This window comes from Luteolibacter sp. SL250 (assembly GCF_026625605.1).
Lineage (GTDB): Bacteria > Verrucomicrobiota > Verrucomicrobiia > Verrucomicrobiales > Akkermansiaceae > Luteolibacter.
Genome location: NZ_CP113054.1, coordinates 1,242,038 through 1,260,090 on the forward strand (window position 1 = coordinate 1,242,038; position 18,053 = coordinate 1,260,090).

The 18,053-nt window shown below is 63.1% G+C and carries 17 protein-coding genes; 11 read left to right on the plus strand and 6 right to left on the minus strand.

What is annotated here, in order from left to right:
• Nucleotides 1-10: 10 nt before the first annotated feature.
• On the minus strand, nucleotides 11-493 hold the full coding sequence (locus tag OVA24_RS05510; RefSeq protein ID WP_267674191.1) for a hypothetical protein: 483 nt from the start codon (nucleotides 491-493) through the stop codon (nucleotides 11-13).
• A complete protein-coding gene (locus tag OVA24_RS05515; RefSeq protein ID WP_267674192.1) occupies nucleotides 483-725 on the minus strand; it encodes a hypothetical protein in 243 nt (80 codons plus the stop codon). Before OVA24_RS05515 ends, OVA24_RS05510 begins: the two co-directional genes overlap by 11 nt.
• Nucleotides 726-959: 234 nt before the next feature.
• Here OVA24_RS05515 and OVA24_RS05520 point away from each other — a divergent pair, with 234 nt between their 5' ends.
• The 4 genes from OVA24_RS05520 (at nucleotide 960) to OVA24_RS05535 (ending at nucleotide 6,086) form a co-directional block, all read left to right on the plus strand.
• A complete protein-coding gene (locus tag OVA24_RS05520) occupies nucleotides 960-1,388 on the plus strand; it encodes a hypothetical protein (protein ID WP_267674193.1) in 429 nt (142 codons plus the stop codon).
• Between the two features lie 3 nt (nucleotides 1,389-1,391).
• Nucleotides 1,392-1,727: a hypothetical protein gene (locus OVA24_RS05525; protein WP_267674194.1), complete on the plus strand. Its 336-nt coding sequence runs from the start codon at nucleotides 1,392-1,394 to the stop codon at nucleotides 1,725-1,727.
• Between the two features lie 130 nt (nucleotides 1,728-1,857).
• Nucleotides 1,858-4,647 (plus strand): DUF1549 and DUF1553 domain-containing protein, encoded by a 2,790-nt coding sequence (locus tag OVA24_RS05530; RefSeq protein WP_267674195.1) that lies wholly within the window; start codon nucleotides 1,858-1,860, stop codon nucleotides 4,645-4,647.
• Complete coding sequence (locus OVA24_RS05535; protein ID WP_267674196.1) at nucleotides 4,647-6,086, plus strand: DUF1501 domain-containing protein; 1,440 nt, start codon at nucleotides 4,647-4,649, stop codon at nucleotides 6,084-6,086. The genes OVA24_RS05530 and OVA24_RS05535 overlap by 1 nt, the downstream gene beginning before the upstream one ends.
• A 162-nt stretch (nucleotides 6,087-6,248) precedes the next feature.
• On the opposite strand, the gene OVA24_RS05540 is transcribed toward OVA24_RS05535, so the two are convergent.
• On the minus strand, nucleotides 6,249-7,583 hold the full coding sequence (locus tag OVA24_RS05540) for an NAD(P)/FAD-dependent oxidoreductase (RefSeq protein WP_267674197.1): 1,335 nt from the start codon (nucleotides 7,581-7,583) through the stop codon (nucleotides 6,249-6,251).
• A 107-nt stretch (nucleotides 7,584-7,690) separates the two neighbouring features.
• Nucleotides 7,691-8,698 (minus strand): polyprenyl synthetase family protein, encoded by a 1,008-nt coding sequence (locus tag OVA24_RS05545; protein ID WP_267674198.1) that lies wholly within the window; start codon nucleotides 8,696-8,698, stop codon nucleotides 7,691-7,693.
• 109 nt (nucleotides 8,699-8,807) lie between these two features.
• Between OVA24_RS05545 and OVA24_RS05550 the strand changes: the two genes are divergently transcribed.
• The 5 genes from OVA24_RS05550 (at nucleotide 8,808) to OVA24_RS05570 (ending at nucleotide 14,881) form a co-directional block, all read left to right on the plus strand.
• Nucleotides 8,808-9,602, plus strand: a complete 795-nt coding sequence (locus OVA24_RS05550) for a 3-keto-disaccharide hydrolase (RefSeq protein ID WP_267674199.1) — start codon at nucleotides 8,808-8,810, stop codon at nucleotides 9,600-9,602.
• Nucleotides 9,603-9,756: 154 nt separating this feature from the next.
• The gene (locus OVA24_RS05555) at nucleotides 9,757-12,102 is read left to right on the plus strand and encodes a hypothetical protein (RefSeq protein ID WP_267674200.1); all 2,346 of its coding nucleotides are present in this window, start codon (nucleotides 9,757-9,759) and stop codon (nucleotides 12,100-12,102) included.
• Nucleotides 12,103-12,128: 26 nt separating this feature from the next.
• Nucleotides 12,129-12,833, plus strand: coding sequence for a tRNA (N6-threonylcarbamoyladenosine(37)-N6)-methyltransferase TrmO (gene tsaA / locus OVA24_RS05560; protein ID WP_267674201.1), 705 nt, complete (start codon nucleotides 12,129-12,131; stop codon nucleotides 12,831-12,833).
• A 24-nt stretch (nucleotides 12,834-12,857) separates the two neighbouring features.
• Nucleotides 12,858-14,411 carry an ankyrin repeat domain-containing protein gene (locus tag OVA24_RS05565; protein ID WP_267674202.1) on the plus strand — a complete coding sequence of 518 codons (1,554 nt, stop codon included), beginning with the start codon at nucleotides 12,858-12,860 and terminating at the stop codon, nucleotides 14,409-14,411.
• Nucleotides 14,412-14,422: 11 nt separating this feature from the next.
• Nucleotides 14,423-14,881, plus strand: coding sequence for an ACT domain-containing protein (locus tag OVA24_RS05570; RefSeq protein ID WP_267674203.1), 459 nt, complete (start codon nucleotides 14,423-14,425; stop codon nucleotides 14,879-14,881).
• Between the two features lie 82 nt (nucleotides 14,882-14,963).
• On the opposite strand, the gene OVA24_RS05575 is transcribed toward OVA24_RS05570, so the two are convergent.
• Complete coding sequence (locus OVA24_RS05575; RefSeq protein WP_267674204.1) at nucleotides 14,964-15,401, minus strand: plastocyanin/azurin family copper-binding protein; 438 nt, start codon at nucleotides 15,399-15,401, stop codon at nucleotides 14,964-14,966.
• Between the two features lie 238 nt (nucleotides 15,402-15,639).
• Here OVA24_RS05575 and OVA24_RS05580 point away from each other — a divergent pair, with 238 nt between their 5' ends.
• A complete protein-coding gene (locus tag OVA24_RS05580; protein ID WP_267674205.1) occupies nucleotides 15,640-15,987 on the plus strand; it encodes a P-II family nitrogen regulator in 348 nt (115 codons plus the stop codon).
• A 151-nt stretch (nucleotides 15,988-16,138) separates the two neighbouring features.
• On the plus strand, nucleotides 16,139-16,483 hold the full coding sequence (locus tag OVA24_RS05585; RefSeq protein WP_267674206.1) for a DUF3817 domain-containing protein: 345 nt from the start codon (nucleotides 16,139-16,141) through the stop codon (nucleotides 16,481-16,483).
• Nucleotides 16,484-16,538: 55 nt separating this feature from the next.
• Here OVA24_RS05585 and OVA24_RS05590 read toward each other — a convergent pair whose 3' ends face one another.
• On the minus strand, nucleotides 16,539-18,050 hold the full coding sequence (locus OVA24_RS05590) for an NAD(P)H-hydrate dehydratase (RefSeq protein ID WP_267674207.1): 1,512 nt from the start codon (nucleotides 18,048-18,050) through the stop codon (nucleotides 16,539-16,541).
• Nucleotides 18,051-18,053 lie beyond the last annotated feature (3 nt).

Below are 18,053 nucleotides of genomic sequence, written 5' to 3' on the forward strand. Positions count from 1 at the left end.
AAGGGGTTGTTCAGCGCAGGGGGAATGCGGCGGTCACGAAATCGGCGATGCCCCGGTCCGTCACCTCTCCGGTTTCATTGAGGGGGCCGTCGGTCACATGGAAAACGGAGCTGCAGGTCCCGTGCGGCACGCCGATGAGGGAGGAGACCCGCATCGAGTCCGGCCTCGCCACCACCCGCAGGGTCAGCGGTCCTTTCGGCTGCTCGATCGATATGGCGGTGGCGTATTCAGTCGAGCGGAGGTTTGTCCGGCGGGTGGTGTGTTCGGTTTCCTGGACGGGATGGACCATGCTTTCGTGCCCGGCCTCCGCCAGCAGGACGGAAAGGCGCCGCAGCAGCGGCTCCGCCACTTCCACCAGGGCCCGGCGGCATTTCGTCTGGTTCTCGCGGTATTGTTCGGCCTCCTTTTCCTCGCGCTCGCGTTCTTGCGAAGCGATGCGGTCCAGCCGCTCGCGGTAGGATCTGAGATGGGAGCTGATCTGCTCAGGAGTCATCGGCTTTCTCTCCGTGGATGGCGGAGATCTCGGGGGCGAATTCATCTTCGTCTTCGTCGGAGACCGGCAGTGAAGGGTCTTCTCCATAAACGTCCGCCGCAGCTTCCCGCCGCTCATCCTCGGAGACTTCCATCCCTTCGAGGATCAAATCGCGGTTGGGATTTTCGTCGATGTATTCCGGGGTGTTCCGTGGGGAATCTCCGCCTGCAAGTTCTACTGGGTCCAGTGGCATGATCGGGATGGGTTGGTTGTTCCATTCATTCTAGCTGGAAGTGTTCCCAACGCATCTGCACGGGTTCCGGCGGGCCATAACCGGAAAATATGAGTCAATCGTGCAATCAGACCATGCATTTCGCCCGGATAAAATACGGAGGAGGATCAGGCCATCCGCTGCCAGTCCTTCTGATATAGGGGTTTTCCGGCGATTCTGTGGTGCGGCGCGGGATCTGCGGTGGGTGCTTTCACCATGAAAGCAGCCCACCACGATGAAATCGACCTCCAGGAAATGCCTGAGCAGGTGCTGGAAAAGGTCAAAGCCACCGCGAGCGAACCATGTTCGACCGCCTGTCACCGGGCGAAGGAAATGGTGACCCGCAACCCGATCCCGACGGTCTTCGGGGCCTTGGTCTTCGGTGCGGCCGTCGGCTATCTCGTCTATTCCAGGCGGGAACATCTCAGCTTGCCTGATCGCCTCGTTCGGGAAACGGAGGCATTCGGCCGTCGGCTCAGCCATGCGCCGGGACGGATTTCCTCCCTGTTCCACGATGGGGTGGAGATGGCATCCACCGGTGCCGGGAAAGCCTCCGGCTACCTCCACGACCTCCCGGCGAGGGATGTTCTGGACTCCATTTCCGGATCACTGAATCGAATCTGCAACCGACTCAAATTCTGGTAAGTTATGACAACCGACCCTGATTCCGTGCCATCCGTCGATGATGGCATCCGCTCCGTTCTCCACTCCGGTAAGGAGAAGACGCTCGATTGCCTGGAGCGTTGGGAGGAATGCATCCGGAAAAATCCCAAGGAGGCGGTGCTCGGAGCCGTCGCGGTGGGCTGCCTTCTCCACCGCCTGCCGGTCCGGTCCATCCTGGTGGCGAACGTGAAGCTGGTTTCCGCCCTCGCGCCTCCGGCTCTGCTGGCCTATGGGGCGGCGAAGCTCTGTGAGATCCTCCAGAAAAAATCCGCGCGTCCGGTGGTGGTGATCCCGCCCGACGCCAATCCGCGGGAATATTGATCGGGCACACCCACCATCGGGGGATGGAAATTGGCGGAAATCGTGCTACATTCCGCGCGCGGCGTTTTCCCTTCAGTCCTTCCGAAGGCTGAAAGAATCAGGGGTTTTGCCGCGTCTTGTTCATCATCCCATGGTTTTCCGCCTGTCGATCCTCCTCCTCGCTTCCTTCGTCGTTAAATTGAACGCCGGAGACCACTGGGCGTACCTGCCCCCGGTGGACAGCAAGCCGCCCGGTGACGCCGCGCAACATCCGGTGGACGCTTTTTTGGCGGAGGCCCGTGCGAAAGCCGGCGTGAAGCCCGCGAAGATGGCCTCTCCGCGCCGTTGGATCGAGCGTGCCGCCTACACCCTCACCGGCCTGCCACCGTCCCGCCAGCAGATCGAGCGGATTGAGAAGAATCCCGACGAGGCCACCTGGAAGGCGTTGATCGACGAACTGCTGGCCAGCCCGGCCTATGGCGAGCGCTGGGCCCGCCACTGGATGGACGTCGCCCGCTATGCGGACACCCAGGGTTACAATTTCGACAAGGACAACCGCTATCCGTTCGCCTACACCTACCGGGATTGGCTCATCAAATCCTTCAACGCGGACATGCCCTACGCGCAGTTCGTGAAGCTGCAGATCGCGGCGGACCTGATGACCGACAAGCCGGATCACCCGGATCTGGCGGCGCTGGGTTTCCTCACTGTCGGCCCCCGGGCCGGGCAGATCGAGATGATCGACGACCGGGTGGACGTCATCACCCGCGGCTTCCTTTCCAGCACCGTGTCCTGCGCGCGCTGCCATGACCACAAGACGGACCCCATCTCCACGAAGGATTTCTACTCCCTCTACTCCATCCTGGAGAATGCGGTGGAACCGGGCGACAAGCCGGTGATCGGCAAGCCCTCCGACGAAGTGGCCTACCAGGAATACTCCGCGAAGCTGTCGGAGATGCAGGAAAAGGACCGCGTCGCGCGGCAAGAGATCCTCGACCAGCTCCACCAGCCGGAGTCCTTCGCGGTTTATCTGGAACTTGCCTGGCTGGCCAACCAGGAGAAGTGGGACACCGGAAAGACCTCCGCGGAGTCCTTCAAGCGCGGGCGCTACCGTCTGAACGGCGTGAACCGCTGGAAGTCGTTTTTCGACAAGGTCGCTTGGAATGACAAGCCCGCCGCCCGTCTGGGCCAGTGGCACCAGGAGATGCTGAAGGCGGACGACGCCGGGCGGAAAGCCCTCTGTGCCGCGCTGGCCACCGAATGGTCGGGAGCAACTGAAGGGGACCTTGCGAAGTTCAAGACCGACGGACGCTGCCCGCTTTCCCTGAATCTGGAACAGATCAACGGCATCATGGACCAGAAGGACGGCGACGCCCGCCGCGAACGGGATTCCCAGATGACCAAGCTCAACATCGAGCATCCGGGTGCGGCCCCGCGGGCGATGAGCCTCAGCGACAAGCCCAAGTGGGGCCCCGCCCAGGTCTACATCCGGGGCAACCCCGGCAGCCGCAGTGATCCGTTCCCCCGCGAGTGGCTCAGTTTCCTCGGCGGTGGAAAATTCCCCGAAGGCAAGAGCCCGCGCCTCTCGCTGGCCGAGAAAATCGCCGATCCAGCCAACCCGATGACCGCACGGGTGATCGTCAACCGCTTGTGGGGCTGGCACTTCGGTGAGGCCCTCACCGATCCTGCGGACTTCGGCCCGCAACAGCCGATGCCAGTGCTGCGTCCGCTGCTGGATTGGCTGGCCCTGCGCTTCAATGAGAAGGGCGGCTCCATCAAGGAGATGCACCGCCTGCTCCTCACTTCGAACGCCTTCCGCCTCGATGCCGAAGGCCCGGAGGAAAACAAGACCATCGACGAGGCGAACACGCTGTTCTGGAAATGGAACCGGCCCCGTGCCGACTTCGAGTCCATGCGCGACCGCCTGCTCGCCAGTGCCGGTGCGCTGGACACCACCACCACCGGTGGCCGTTCTATCCCGCTGGACAGCGACAAGGCGGATAGCCGCCGCAGCCTCTATGCCTTTGTGGACCGCTACGCACTGCCGGGCACCTTCGTTTCCTTCGACCTGCCGCACCCGGACCACCACGCGCCGCGGCGGGCGGAGACCACCGTCCCGCAACAGGCGCTCTACTTCCTCAACGGCCCGCTCGTCACCCGCCAGGCGGAGAAGATGGTGAAGAGCCAGGACTTCGGGAAACTCACCGATAAAGCCGCGAAGGTCCGCTGGATCTACAACCGGATCTTTGACCGTGAGCCTTCCAATGCGGAGGTGAACGACGCCATCGACTGGGTGAACAGCACGGATCCGAAGGACTACCTGCCACGCATCGGCGGAGTATGGGAGATCCGACACACGCCGGACGCCGGATTCCCGCTCGGCGAGCTGCTGCCCTTCCCGCTCTACGAAAAGAAGACCTGGAAGACCGGATCTGATCTGGCGAAGGCGCCCATCCGCTACCTGAGCGCGGGTCCTGATGGCGGTCATCCCTCGAAGGGCCACGTTCTCGTCCTCCGCTGGCGCGCCACCGGCAGCGGCCAGGTGAAGATGACCGGCAAGCTCAGCCGCGGCTCCAAGGCGGGCGATGGCGCTCCGCTCGTCTACAACATCATCGGCAGGAACACCGAGATGCTGGCCGAGGGAAAACTGATGCCGGCCACCAAGGACCAGCCCATCGACAGCAAATGGATCGACGTGAACGCGGGTGATACCGTGGATTTCGCCTACCGCGCGCCGGAAGGGGAACACTTCGGTGGCACCGGCTGGGACATCCGCATCGTCGGCCGTGAAAAGCCGGAAGCCGTGGCCACGGAGGTTTCCAACCTCAAGAAACAGTTCCCCACCTCCACCTCACCGCCCCCGGTGATCGTTCCCGACAGCCCATGGGCTGACCTGGTCCAGATGCTCTGGTCCTCCAACGAATTCCACTTCATCGACTGATGCACCACAAGCTCACCGCCAACGACCTGATCCTCGACCGCCGCGACTTCCTGAAGCGCTGCGGCATGGGCTTCGGCAGCCTCGCGCTCGGCAGCATGTTCGGGGGCGGAGTCGCCTCCGCCGCCGGTGCGCCCTCCGCTCCGAAGTATCCGATGCTCACACCCCACCACGCGCCGAAGGCGAAGCGGGTGGTGCATCTTTTCATGAACGGTGGTCCTTCCCAGGTGGACACCTTCGACCCGAAGCCGGAGCTGGACAAATACCACGGCAAGCCGCTGCCGCTGGAAGGCATGAAGACCGAGCGCCCCACCGGCGCCGCGCTGCGTTCCCCGTTCTCCTTCTCGAAATACGGCCAGTCCGGCCTCGAGGTGAGCGAGCTGTTCAAGCACACCGCCCAGCACGCGGACGACCTCTGCGTCATCCGCTCCATGAAGGCGGACGTGCCGAACCACGAGCCGTCCCTGATGCTGATGAACTGCGGGGAAGCACGGCTTTCCCGCCCGTCCTTCGGCTCATGGGTCACCTACGGCCTCGGAAGCGAGAACGAAAACCTCCCAGCCTATATCTCCATGTGCCCCGGCGGGATGCCGATCAAGCGCGCGGAGAACTGGCGCTCCTCCTTCCTCCCCGGCAGCTACCAGGGAACCTACCTCGATACTTCGATCCAGGAGATCGACAAGATGATCGAGAATCTCAGCAATGCGAACGTACGTGACGAGCGGCAGGCGAAGCAGCTCGAGTTCCTCCGCAAGGTGAACGAGCGCCACATGGCCGCCCGCGAGCACGACCCGAAGATGGAGGCCCGCATCCGCAGCTTCGAACTGGCCTACCGCATGCAGTCGGAGGCGACCGATGCCTTCGACATTTCCAAGGAACCCGCCTACATCCACGAAATGTATGGCAAGGGCAACTACGCCCGCCAGTGCATCATGGCCCGACGTCTCCTGGAGCGCGGCGTGCGCTTCATCCAGCTCTGGCACGGCAATGGCCAGCCGTGGGACAGCCACGACAACATCGAGGACCACCGCAAGCTCGCCGAGCAGTGCGACCAGGCCATCGGCGCGTTCCTCACCGACCTGAAGATGCGCGGCCTGCTGGATGAGACTCTCGTTGTCTGGGGCGGTGAATTCGGCCGGACGCCCGTTGTTGAGCTGCCGAAGGCGGGATCGAACGCCGGGGTGATGAAAGGCCGGGACCACAACCACTTCGGCTTCTCCATGTGGCTGGCCGGCGGCGGTGTGAAAGGTGGCCACGTCCACGGCGCGACCGACCAGTTCGGTTTCGGGGCGGTCGAAAAACCCGTCCACGTCCACGACCTGCACGCGACGCTGCTCCACCAGCTCGGCTTCGACCACGAACGCCTCACCTACCACTACTCCGGCCGCGACTTCCGCCTCACCGACGTGCACGGCCACGTGGTGCAGGACATCCTCGCCTGACGGAACTGGGGTAGCGTCATGGCTGCGCCATGACGGCTGGGGGAATCCGCCCTTTCCCCCAAAGGCTCCGCATGGAAAACGTGCTGGCCGTGATGGATCGGCATCGGCGGGTGACACACATCCACCCAACCGTGATGGCGCAGCCATCCCGCTACGGCAGCCTCAGAGAGACGCCGCCTCGTACTCCTTCGGCGGGTGCATGATGATGCGCGCCTCCGGGGTGTTCTTGAGGTAGGCAGTGGCCCAGCCCAGCAGCACGGCCAGCTTGTTGCGGAAGCCGATGAGGAAGAGGATGTGGATGAAAAGCCACGCCATCCAGGCGATGAAGCCCTGCAGGCGCAGCGCCTTGCCGGCCTTCACCACGGCGTGGTTTTTTCCGATGATGGCCATCATCCCTTTGTCCCAGTAGCGGAAGGTCGGACGCAGGTCGTGCTTGCGGTCGGCGAAGCGGCCTTTCTCCAGCCTCAGTTCCTCCTTGAGGACCCTGGCGATGTGACGGCCCATCTGCGAGGCGGCGGGAGCCACACCCGGGACGACTTTCCCTTCGTTGTCCTTCATCGCCACGAGATCTCCGGCGACGAAGATCTCGGGATGTCCGGGGACCGAAAGGTCCGGGTTCGGGGTGATGCGACCGCCGCGGTCGGTCTCGACCCCCAGCGCTTTCGTCAGCGGGTTGGCGGCGACTCCGGCCGCCCAGATGATGGCCGCGGCTTCGAGGTTGGTGCTGTCCCCGAACTCCAGGACGCCCGGGCGGATGTCGGTGACCTTCGTCTCCGTGCGGACCTCCACACCGATCGACTCCAAGTGGCGGCGGGCGTAGTCGCGCTGGTTGGCGTCGTAGGGTTCCAGCAGGTTCTTGAAGCCCTCGATCAGGATGATCCGGAGTTTCGAGGTGTCGATCCGGCGGAAGTTCGACTTCAGCGAGCGGTGGACCAGGTCCGCGAAGGCACCCGCGAGTTCGACCCCGGTCGGGCCGCCGCCGACGATGGCGACGGTCATCAGCTTCGTCCGCTCGCTTTCGCTGGTCGTCAGTTCCGCCCGCTCCAGGTTCGAGAGGACCTTGCGGCGGATGGCCTGCGCGTCCGCCAGTGATTTCAGGCCCAGGGTGTAGTCCGCCCAGTGGTCGTTGCCGAAGTAACCGGTCCGGGCGCCGGCTGCGAGCAGCAAGTAGTCATACTCGTAACGGTGGCCCGATTTTCCGCTGGCCGCGCGGGTGGCGGTGTCGATCCCGGTAATCTCGTCCATCAGGACGGTCACGTTTTTCGCTTTCGCCAGTACCTGGCGGATCGAGCGGGCAATGTCCGGCCCGGTCAGCGAGGCGGTTGCCACCTGGTAGAGAAGGGGCTGGAAAAGATGGTGGTTTGTCCGGTCCACCAACGTGACGTCAAACCGGTCGTCGTTGGAGAGGGTCAGGGCGCATTCGAGTCCGGCGAATCCTCCGCCGATGATGAGAACCTTACGCTTTTGATTACCTTCAGTGACACCGTGGGTGGGCATGCCCGGAGTATGACATCTCCCTGCCAAGGTGGCAATGCGAGCTTGTGAAAATTTTCACAAGCTCATATTGGATTGGTTATCAACAATTAGCCAAAATTCTCAGGAAATCACTTCCTGCATTTTTCCAGCAGGCTGCCAAGGAAATGCGTGATCTGGACGAGAGCGTCCGAGTGAACGGATGCGCCGAGGGTGGCCACATCCGCGCGGCACTGGTCCAGCAGCTTCAGGGCGGTGTCCACGGCACTTTCGATGGCTCCTTCGTATTCGGCGATGCCGACGAGGACGGGGAGATCGAGATCTTCCTGGGCCAGGATGCGCTTGTTCAGTTTGGTGCGCTGCGCTTCGGAGGAATTTTCCAGCAGGTTCAGGATGGGGAGGGTGAGTTTTCCCTTCGCCAGATCGGTGCGCAGGGTCTTGCCGACCACTTCCTCTGACCCCACGAGGTCGAGGCAGTCATCATAGATCTGGTAGGCGGTCCCCAGCTTCATGCCATAGCTGTAGAGGTGGGCCTCGGTTTCCTCGCTCACACCGGAAAGCCGCCCGGCCAGACCGGTGGCGGCGGCGAAAAGGGCGCCGGTCTTCATCTCAATGATGCGGAAATAGTCCGGCTTGGAGAGTGAAAGGTCGAAGCGCCGCTGGGTCTGGATGATTTCCCCCTGGCAGACCTCACGGGCGGCGAGGCCGACCTTGCGGCAGACGTCGATGCTGTCGAAGTCCGTGGCGAGGGTCAGCGCGTGGGAGAAAAGGGCGTCGCCGAGCAGGACGGAGAGTGCGTTGCCCCACTTCGCGTTCGCGGTGGGCACCATGCGGCGGGTGTTCGCCCCGTCCATGATGTCGTCGTGCACCAGCGTCGCCATGTGGATGAGTTCCAGGATGACGCCCAGTTTCAGGTGGTCGTCGGACACTTCCCCGACGGCGCCGCCCGCCAGGATGGACAGGGCGGGGCGGATCCTCTTGCCGGAGGTGTTGCACACGTAGGTGACGTAGGGTTCGACCGCCGGGTCGAAGGCCCTGACTTGCTCGCGGATCGCGGCTTCCACCTTCTCCAACTGCGGACGGACGAGTTCGAAGGGGAAGAGATCGCTGCGGGCTGGAGTGGGATTGCTGGCTGCCATGGGGCGGGAGAGGGCTCCGACAAGCATTCACAGTCCGGGATTTCCCGCAACCCGGATATTGCAGGAAGAGCTTGAAAGACCGGGCGGCGCATGGCGTTTTCAAGTTGTGATGAAACTCAACCGATGGATGTTGGCCGGTATGATGACCGGAGCTGCAAATATGGCGATGGGCCAGATTCATGGCTACAAGGACACGGAAAAGCTCCCGGGCGTGCCTTGGGGTGTCCATGATCCGGACCGCCCGCAGCCCCGTGTGGTGGAGACCGCCGGAGCGGTGGTGGTGAAGCCACCGTCCGATGCGACCGTGCTTTTTGACGGGAAGAACCTCGACGCCTGGACCCAGAACGGCGGCCCAGCCCCGTGGGAGATCAAGGACGGCGTGATGGTGGTGGGCAAAAAGGACATCCAGACGAAGGAATCCTTCGGCGCGGTGCAGCTCCACTTCGAATGGCGCCTGCCGGCGGACCGCAAGGTGGACGGCCAGAAGGGCGGCAACAGCGGTTTCTTCCTGATGGGCATGTATGAAGTGCAGGTCCTCCAGAGCAACAACAACCCGACCTATCCGGACGGCCAGGCGGGATCCCTCTACGGCCAGCTCCCGCCGCTGGTGAACGCCACCTCCCCGCAGGGTGAGTGGAACAGCTATGACGTCACCTTCGTGCCGCCGGTCTACAAGGATGGCAAGGTGGAGTCCCCGGCCCGCATCACCATCTTCCACAACGGCGTGGTGGTGCAGAATGGTGAGGCCTACCTGGGCACCACCCAGCACAAGAAACTCGCCTCCTATCCGGCCAAGCACCCGGAAACCGGCCCGATCCGCATCCAGGATCACAACGACCCGATGGAGTTCCGCAACATCTGGGTCCGCCCGCTCGGTCAGCGTGACCAGCCTGCGAAGCCCTGATGGCTTTTTCCCATCCGGGGAACGCTTCCGTTTCTATCAGCAGTTAGATAACAAGGGGATCGGACCCGTTCCGATCCCCTTTGTCGTGGAGGGTTGCCTGATTCGTTTTGAATCCTCCTTGATTGGAGAAAAGGGTGGCATAGACTCCGGGGAAATGAAAACGCGTTTGAAATGGATCGTCGTTCCCGCTTTCGCCCTGGGTCTGGGAGCCTGCAAAAAGGAAGCAGCCCCTTCCACGACGGATACCCCCGCCGAGCAGAAGGGCGTCGTTGAGAAGGCGGTCGAGAAGGTGAAGGACGCGGTCGCGGAGGTGATCCCGCAGAAAGCGGCATCCCCCGAGGAGCGCGCGGCCAAGCTCGGCTTCGTCAAGCATCTGCCGAAGAACACCGAGTCCCTCTTCACCGTCTATGGAGCCGCCAAGACCGCGGAGAAAGCGAAGGCGCTCAAGCTCTGGAAACTGATCGAGGATGAAATGGGAACCGAAGTGCTGCCCGACGGGGCCGCTGAGCCTCCTCTCGAAGGTGCCGCCGCTCCGGCGGAGGGCGCCACGGATGCCGCCGCCGTACCTGCCACCGAGGCGGGTGTCGCGGCCACCCCGACGCCAGCCCCGGAGGAGGCCGCTGCGGAGCCGGCCGCATTCGACCCGAAGGCACTTTGGGCGGATGAAGTCACCATCGCACTCGGAGGAGGCAGCGGGGAGCAGCTCGGCCATCTTCTCCATCTTTACCGCCGTTTCAGCTACTTCCAGATGCGGCAGACCACAAAGGCCCTACTGGCCCAGGCAAAGAGCGCGGAGGCTGATGTGGATGCGGATGCCATGGCCGCCGACTACATGCAGCTCGTCGTCGATCTGCTGAATGATCCGGAAGGGGGAGTGGGCACGCTGGAAAAGGTGGCGTTCCCATCCATCTACCTTGCAAGCAAAGTGGATGCCGCGAACCGTCAGAAGGCCGCGGAGGAGATCGCCTCATCCCTCGGGATCGTCGGCAGCCTTTCCGAGTTCGCCGAGCCGGTGGAAGTCGAGAAGGCGGGCGCGAAGTTCTCCGGCTACAAGCTGAAAGGCGCCAAGCTGGCCGAAGTGATGCAGGGCGAGCGCGCAAGTCTGGAGGAAACCATCGAGGCTGAGAAGCTGGACCGGCTTTTCGCCTCCATCGCCAAGAAAGACATCGTGATCCTCACCGGCACCATCGGCGAATACGTGGTGCTGTTCCTGGGCGGCTCGGAAAGCCAGTTCGAACTGGCGGCGGATGCGAAGGACTCGCTGGCCGCGGCTGATTCGCTGAAGTTCGCGGATGAGTATCTTTCGAAGGACCTGATGGCGCTGGCCTACGGCGCGAAGGATTCCCTGAAGACCCTCATGGACAATGCGTCCGGCCTTGCCGATACGGCGAAGGGCATCCGCGACGGCATCACCGGTGACGGGGGGCTGGGGGATACCCGTGAGATCGAATCCCTCATCCAGGTGGTGGTGGAGCGTGAAGAGGCGCTCCGCAAACTTTCCCGCGTGGATGACAGCGGCACCGTCGCCTTCTATGAAGATGGCCTCAAGGTCGAATCCTCCGGTGGTGTGGACCAGGGTGCCCTGGACTGGAAGGCTGAGCCCAAGCTCTCCCATCTCGGTGACTCGGCGGATGTGGTGCTGTTCGCCAACGCGACGATGGATGCCAGCTATGACAAGGCATCGACGGAGTTCGTGGAGGCCATTTTCGAAACCGCCTATGCCATCACCCAGAAAGTCGCCCAACTGCCGGGTGAAAATCCGGACCTGGCCCCGTTCAAGGGCGGCTTCAAGATGTTCGACGAGAACTTCCGCACGGACGCGCTCGGCATCTGGAGTGCGGTGAAGGGGGATTTCGCCGAGGGCCTCGGCCATGAGAGCGCGTTTGTCGTGGACTTCAAAGGGACCGTCCCGGCGATTCCCGGCATCCCGCAGGCCGTCGTGGACCAAGGGAAATTCCCGCGCGTTTCCGTGATCACCCCGGTGGTGGACCGTGCGAAGGTCGCCTCCTCATGGGACAAGATCAACCAGAGTGCCACCAGCATCCTGGCGAAGGTCAATGAGATGAGCGGCTCGGAGTTCCCGATGCAGAAGCCGATGAGTTCCGAGAAAAACGGAATGACCACCTGGTTCTTCTCCATGCCGTTCTTCAACGATGACTTCCTGCCTTCCGTCACCGTCGGGGACAAATGGTTCGTCGCCTCCACTTCCAAGAACCACGCGCTGGACCTCGCCGCGCAGGCGGAGAAGGGCGGGTCGGACAAGAAGGGCCTCGTCCTGAAGGCGAACTTCGTGGCCATGCAGTCCTACGCCCGTGAGATGCAGAAGGTGTTGGATGCGAATGCGGACGCCATCCTCGCGGGCAACGCCGCCGAATATCAGGACAACAAGGAGGACATCACCCGGGCGATCGACGCGCTGGATGACTTCGACTCCCTGACCGTCCGCAGCAACCGCGATGGCGATGTGGTCCGCACCAGCGTCCACTTCAAGACCCGTTGAACGGAAATCCGTCGAGCCACCTCCCGATGAAGTGTGATCCGATCGCCGTGGTCAGGTCATGCTTCGCCGGGAAGTTCGGAGTGCCCCGCCAGCCGGGGCTGTCGCCCGCCGCCTGGGGGGAGTTGATTTTCCATGAACGCTACCGCAGCCGGGAAGCGGTGCGGGGGCTGGAAGGCTTTTCCCACCTGTGGCTGATCTTCGGCTTCCACCAGACCGTGGAGGAAGGCTGGCGTCCCACCGTCCGTCCTCCGCGTCTCGGTGGGGATGAGCGGGTGGGCGTGTTCGCCAGCCGCTCCACCTACCGACCGAACGGGCTGGGTCTCTCCGCCGTCCGGCTGGAGGGCATCGATCTGGAGCATCCGGAAGGACCGGTCCTCAGGCTGGGTGGGGTTGATCTGGTGGATGGGACACCCGTTTTCGACATCAAGCCGTACCTCGCCTATTCCGACTCCATCCCGGATGCGGTGTCCGGATATGCTCCGGAAAAGCCGGAGCTGCTCACCGTGGTGGTGGATGCGCAGGCGGAGGCCGCATTTGCCGTCATCCCGGAAAGATCGAAGGCGGTCATCGCCGAGGTGCTTGCCCTGGACCCCAGACCGGCGGTGAGGAAAGAGGAAGGGCGCGCCCATGGTGCCACGCTGTGCGGCATGAACGTGCGGTTCCAGGTCGTGGACGGCGTTTGCAGGATTCTGGAAATCAAACCGGAAATGGGTTCGGGGTTGAATGATTAAGTTTTCCTGAGTAATCTCCGCGGCATGTCCTGTTCCCGTCAGAGGCTGCTGGCTGTGGCATCCGCTCTCATGGTGGTCGTTGCGGTGCCATCCTGCCGGGACCGGAAGACCACCCTCAGCACGGACCTCCAGGATGCGGGTTTCCAGATGACGGACGCGGATTGGTTCAGGGCCTGCCAGGAGGACAACGTGGAGGTGATGAAGCGTTTCCTGGCCGGTGGCTTCTCAAAGGACGCCAGGGATGGAAATGGGAACACCGCGCTCCATGTGGCGGCTGTGGCGGGAGCTGAGAATGCGGCAAAGTACCTCCTCGACAAGGGCGTGCCGGTGGATGTCCGGGGGCAGACGGGCAGGACGCCGTTGATGGCGGCCGTGGTCGCCGACAAGCCGAAGATGGTGAAATGGCTGCTCCGCCAGGGGGCTGACCCGAAGCTGAAGGACGAGGAGAATTTCAAGGCGCTGATGCTCGCGGTGCGTGATGGCAGCGCGGGATCCGTTGCGGAGCTGGCATCATATGACCGTGAGGATCTGGACGCGGCCCTGCTGCTGGCATCCCTGCTGGGGAAAACGGCGGTCATCGACTCACTGACGAATTATGGAGCCTCCGTCTATGCCCGGATGGAGGATGACGGACGGACGCCGCTGATGATCGCCGCGGAGAACGGCCACAAGGAGGCCGTGAACCTGCTGCTGGAGATCGGCGCAAGCCGCTACACCACGGATGAGCAGGGAAGGACCGCTGCCAATCTGGCGGAGGAGGCGGGCCATGCGGAGATTGTCGCGCTGATCAACCGGGAGCCGGCGCCGGCCGAGCTTGCCCTGGAGGCTCCGGAACAAATTTCGGCGGAGATGGATGAATTCGTCGCCGCGGCGGAAGGGGATGCCCCCCCGCAGTCAGGATACAGAGCGGCTCCGGGAGGTGATGCGGGCGTGGAGGCTCCGGGGGATCTGACGATTCCGGCTCCGGACAAACGTCCTTCCCGCCCGATCGACGGGGCGGTTCTGGGTGCCCGGCAGGGCGGTGGCGGTCTGGTGGTGGAGGGAAACCCTGGGGATGACGCGCCTGGATCCGCGGATGCGCGGACCAAGGTTTCCCGCCCGCCGGTCATCATGCGCCACTATCGTGAGACCGATGTGCCGCTGGAAGTCGCCGGTGTCAGCGGGGACTCCGCCACACTGAGGGTCGCGGCGGGCAGCCGGAGGGAAATCACCGTGAAAGCGGGGCAGGAGATTTCCGGAACCGGTGGCCTCTATGTCGTGCGCGTCAAACGCCGCATGGAGGAGAGCAAGGTCACCGACGGCCATCCCATGGAGATCGCCGTCGTGGAGGTCGAGGACCGCCGGTCCGGCCAGACCCGCGAGTGGATTTCCGGGCGGCCCTCCACCGCCCATGACCCCATCGCTTTGGTCGAGGATCCCGCAACGGGCGCGCGCTACACCGCCCGGCCCGGGCAGAAGTTCAAGTCCGCGGATGGCGGGGAATTTGTCGTCACGGATGTGCGGCCGAACCAGATCGTCATTGAGAGCCTGACGGACGGATCGGTGGTCACCGTGCCGCTGGTAGGACCCCGCGGCTGAATTTTTCACAAATGGATACCAACCTTGTCATCGATCACGGCGCGCCGGTGCGCCAGTTCTCCGTCATGCTGCCGAACCGGGCGGGCGCGTTCGCCGCGCTGGTCAAATTGCTGCGGACCTCCGCCATCGAGGTCATCGGTGTCAGCGTGCAGGACTCCCGGGATGCCACCATCGCCCGGATCGTCGTGTCGGACCCGGAGAGCTCCGAGCATATCTTCATGGAGAAGGGCATCCCCTACACCATGTGCGAGGTGGTCGTGATCGCCATGCGGGAATCCGGCCCCGGGCTGCTCCAGTGTCTGGACACCCTGATGGTGGCGGAGACCAACATCGATTTCGCCTACAGCCTCATGCCCTCGCAGGACGGGCAGGCCCTGCTGGCCATGCACGTGGAGGACTATGAGTTCGCCATCTCCGTCCTGCACCAGAGCGGGTTCAAGCTGATGTACCAGGAAGACTTGAGCCGCTGAGGCGTGAAGGAAAAAAAACGCCCCCGCACACGGGATCGTGCGGAGGCGTTGGAATTTGGAATCTGCGGGGTATCCCTGCGGATCACTTCACGGTCAGGACGCCCTGCATGATGGCGAAGTGACCTGGGAAGGTGCAGATGTAAGGATACGCGCCCGGCTCGGTCGGGGTGAACTTGATCTCGTCCGACTGGCCGCCACCGAGCAGCTTGGTGTGGGCGACAACCGCCGCCTTGGACTCTTCATCCGTCGGCAGGTAGCCGTTGTCCTTGGCCGATGCGCACTTCGCGGCGAAGGCCGGCACGGAGGTGCCTGGCTTCAGGATGACCACGTTGTGACCCATGGCGACCACCGGAAGGGTGCCGATGTGCTTGAAGGAAAGGGTGACGCTCTCGCCTGCTTTTGCTTCGAGGGTCTTGGCATTGAACTGCATCTGGTCGTTGCCCGTAAGCTCAAGCTTGGTTTCCGCGAAGGCGGATGGGGCGGCGATCAGGGCAGCGAAGATCAATGAGAGTTTCTTCATAGGTAGTTCGTTGTGACCTGGCAATTATGGCGAGATAACCTGCCCCCGCAACCCAAAGAGAACGATTTTCCATGGAAATATCCGGAGGTTCGATTTTTCCCGGAACTTCATGGTTTCCAAGGATTTTTCCCCTCGTCAAATCGGGTGCCCCTGACTATCCTTTGGCCGGATATTGAGCGAAACCGAAGGCGACTTGGCACGGGGTTTGCTCTGTATTCCGCACCAATCCGCCTGAACCATGAAAAAAATCGAAGCGATCATCAAGCCGTTCAAACTCGAAGAAGTGAAAGAAGCCCTTGCCGAAGTGGGCGTTCAGGGAATGACCGTCACCGAAGTCAAAGGCTTCGGCCGCCAGAAAGGCCATACCGAAATCTATCGTGGTTCCGAATATACCGTGGATTTCCTTCCCAAGGTGAAGATCGAGATCGTCGTTGACGATGCCCAGGCCGGCGGCGTCGCCTCCGCCATCGTCAAGAGCGCCAACACCGGCAAGATCGGTGACGGCAAGGTCTTCATCTCGACTGTCGAGGAAGCGATCCGTATCCGGACCGGTGAGACCGGTTCCTCCGCCGTCGCCGTGAACTGAGCCCTTTTGGGATAGCGTTTTTCTGAGCCGGCGGTTCCACGGGAACCGCCGGTTTTTTTATCCCTTGGGGAGCGGGACAGCGGTTGAATCCCGCCGGATTTTATAATGGCCGCCGGCTGTCCATGGGCCAATCATCCCCGCGACTCCGACGATGAAATTCAATCTTTCCCATGCCGTTGGCCGTGTCCGCCTCTGTGGACTGCTCGAGGGAGCCTCATTCCTGCTGCTCCTGTTTGTGGCGATGCCGCTGAAATACCTGATGGATCTGCCGATGGCGGTCCGCTACGTGGGGATGGCACATGGAGTCCTGTTCATTCTCTACGTGCTGCTCATCCTGCTCGCTTGGCTGGATCGGAAGCTCACGGTCAAGAAGTCGGCGCTGGCGTTCGTCGCGTCGCTGATCCCGTTCGGCCCGTTCCTCATCGACGGCAAGCTGGCGGAGGATGAAAGGGCGGAAGCCGCGGAAGAAGAAAAGGAATCCGGCGGCGCTGCCTGAGCCGGGTCTGAGGACACGTTGTTCCGCGAACTACCTCCGCATAGGGGTGAACGTCCTAGCGGGTGCGTTCCGCCCAGTCCCGGAACGCGCCGCCGATGCAAGCGTGTACGTGCGTGGGGAGGAGTGATTGCGCGGAAATTTCCGGATCAAGCATGGCTCTTTCCGCCGCCCTGCCGCAGATCCAGGCACCGATGGAGGCGGCTTCCAGTGTTGGATTGCCAATGGCAAGCAGGGCACCCACCACGCCGGAGAGCAGATCTCCCTGGCCACCGGTTGCCATCCCCGGGGTGCCCGTAGGATTGAACCAGAGTGGTCTTTCTTTCCGGGTCACCACCGTCCTGCAGCCTTTGAGGAGCACGGTGGCGGAGGTGCGGTCCGCGAAGGTGCGGGCGGCGTCCTCGCGTGGCAACCTCACCAGATCCGGGGCCAGCCGCCTGAACTCGCCGGGGTGGGGGGTGAGAAGATGGTTTTCCCGGAGGAGGGTGGGATCCCCGGGAGAGAGGAGGTTGAGGGCCTCCGCATCGATCACCGTGGGCAGCGGAGAGGCCAGAATCGCTTCCCGCAGGGAGCGGTGGTACCCCGGATCGGTCGAGTGGAGTCCGCAGCCGATGACGAGGGCGTCGTAGCGCTGCGAGAGGATCTCCCGGGGATCCTTGCAGGTCCGGAGAATGATTTCAGGGGGGAGCCGCCCGCTCACGAAGGGGATGGCTTCCTGCGGCAGGTGGAGGGTGACCAGACCCGCGCCTCCGGCGAGCGCGCCCATGGAGGCGAGCACGGCTGCGCCGCTGTATTCGCGGGAACCTGCCAGGATGCCCACCCGGCCGGCTTTTCCTTTGTGGAAATTGAACGGACGTGGCTCGTGGATGGAGCGGATCGAGTGAGGTCCGGCCAACTGGTGGCCGCCGGTGTCCACAGGGGCGAGGGCATCGACCGGAACGAGGTGGAGCGCGCCGACCGCATCCGCCGCATGTTCGAAGAGCAGTCCTTGTTTCGGAGCGCCGATCATGAAGGTGGCATCCGCGGTGACAGCACCTGGATGAACTTCTCCGGTGTCCGGATCCACCCCGGATGGAAGGTCCAGGGCAATGACTTTCGCGCCGAAGTGGTTCCTGATTTCCTCCATTTCCCGTGCGAGCGAAAGCAGAGGTTCCCGCAACGCTCCGTTGGCACCGATGCCAACCAAGGCATCGAGCAGCACCAGCGGTTGGTCCGCCTGGATCACTTCCAGGATGTCAGGGAGCGGGCCGGGTTCTCCAATGACTCCGGCGGTCTCCAGCAGGGAAAGTTTCTCCAACGTCAGCGGTGCCCAACGGTCCCGGGGATGGGCGCAGCGCATCATGATGCGCCAGCCGTGGAACATGCTGAGCGTGCGCAGCGCCACGAATGCGTCACCGGCATTATGTCCCTTGCCCAGATACGCTACGATGGTCCCGGGCTTGGGGAAAATTCTGGAAATCGAGCAGGCAAGACGCTCTCCGGCAGCCTGCATGAGGGTGGATTCCGTCCATGGACCGGCGAGTGCCGCCGCCTCGATGGAGCGCATTTCGCGGACGGTCAGCGCCTTCATCCG

What these genes read in the sequence shown, in the direction of transcription:
- OVA24_RS05515 (WP_267674192.1), bottom strand. Translation starts at nt 725, where the DNA reads ATGCCACTGGACCCAGTAGAACTTGCAGGCGGAGATTCCCCACGGAAC.
- OVA24_RS05535 (WP_267674196.1), top strand. Translation starts at nt 4,647, where the DNA reads ATGCACCACAAGCTCACCGCCAACGACCTGATCCTCGACCGCCGCGAC.
- OVA24_RS05530 (WP_267674195.1), top strand. Translation starts at nt 1,858, where the DNA reads ATGGTTTTCCGCCTGTCGATCCTCCTCCTCGCTTCCTTCGTCGTTAAA.
- OVA24_RS05590 (WP_267674207.1), bottom strand. Translation starts at nt 18,050, where the DNA reads ATGAAGGCGCTGACCGTCCGCGAAATGCGCTCCATCGAGGCGGCGGCA.
- OVA24_RS05545 (WP_267674198.1), bottom strand. Translation starts at nt 8,698, where the DNA reads ATGGCAGCCAGCAATCCCACTCCAGCCCGCAGCGATCTCTTCCCCTTC.
- OVA24_RS05585 (WP_267674206.1), top strand. Translation starts at nt 16,139, where the DNA reads ATGAAATTCAATCTTTCCCATGCCGTTGGCCGTGTCCGCCTCTGTGGA.
- OVA24_RS05550 (WP_267674199.1), top strand. Translation starts at nt 8,808, where the DNA reads ATGAAACTCAACCGATGGATGTTGGCCGGTATGATGACCGGAGCTGCA.
- OVA24_RS05580 (WP_267674205.1), top strand. Translation starts at nt 15,640, where the DNA reads ATGAAAAAAATCGAAGCGATCATCAAGCCGTTCAAACTCGAAGAAGTG.
- OVA24_RS05555 (WP_267674200.1), top strand. Translation starts at nt 9,757, where the DNA reads ATGAAAACGCGTTTGAAATGGATCGTCGTTCCCGCTTTCGCCCTGGGT.
- OVA24_RS05510 (WP_267674191.1), bottom strand. Translation starts at nt 493, where the DNA reads ATGACTCCTGAGCAGATCAGCTCCCATCTCAGATCCTACCGCGAGCGG.
- OVA24_RS05525 (WP_267674194.1), top strand. Translation starts at nt 1,392, where the DNA reads ATGACAACCGACCCTGATTCCGTGCCATCCGTCGATGATGGCATCCGC.
- tsaA (WP_267674201.1), top strand. Translation starts at nt 12,129, where the DNA reads ATGAAGTGTGATCCGATCGCCGTGGTCAGGTCATGCTTCGCCGGGAAG.
- OVA24_RS05570 (WP_267674203.1), top strand. Translation starts at nt 14,423, where the DNA reads ATGGATACCAACCTTGTCATCGATCACGGCGCGCCGGTGCGCCAGTTC.
- OVA24_RS05575 (WP_267674204.1), bottom strand. Translation starts at nt 15,401, where the DNA reads ATGAAGAAACTCTCATTGATCTTCGCTGCCCTGATCGCCGCCCCATCC.
- OVA24_RS05520 (WP_267674193.1), top strand. Translation starts at nt 960, where the DNA reads ATGAAAGCAGCCCACCACGATGAAATCGACCTCCAGGAAATGCCTGAG.
- OVA24_RS05565 (WP_267674202.1), top strand. Translation starts at nt 12,858, where the DNA reads ATGTCCTGTTCCCGTCAGAGGCTGCTGGCTGTGGCATCCGCTCTCATG.
- OVA24_RS05540 (WP_267674197.1), bottom strand. Translation starts at nt 7,583, where the DNA reads ATGCCCACCCACGGTGTCACTGAAGGTAATCAAAAGCGTAAGGTTCTC.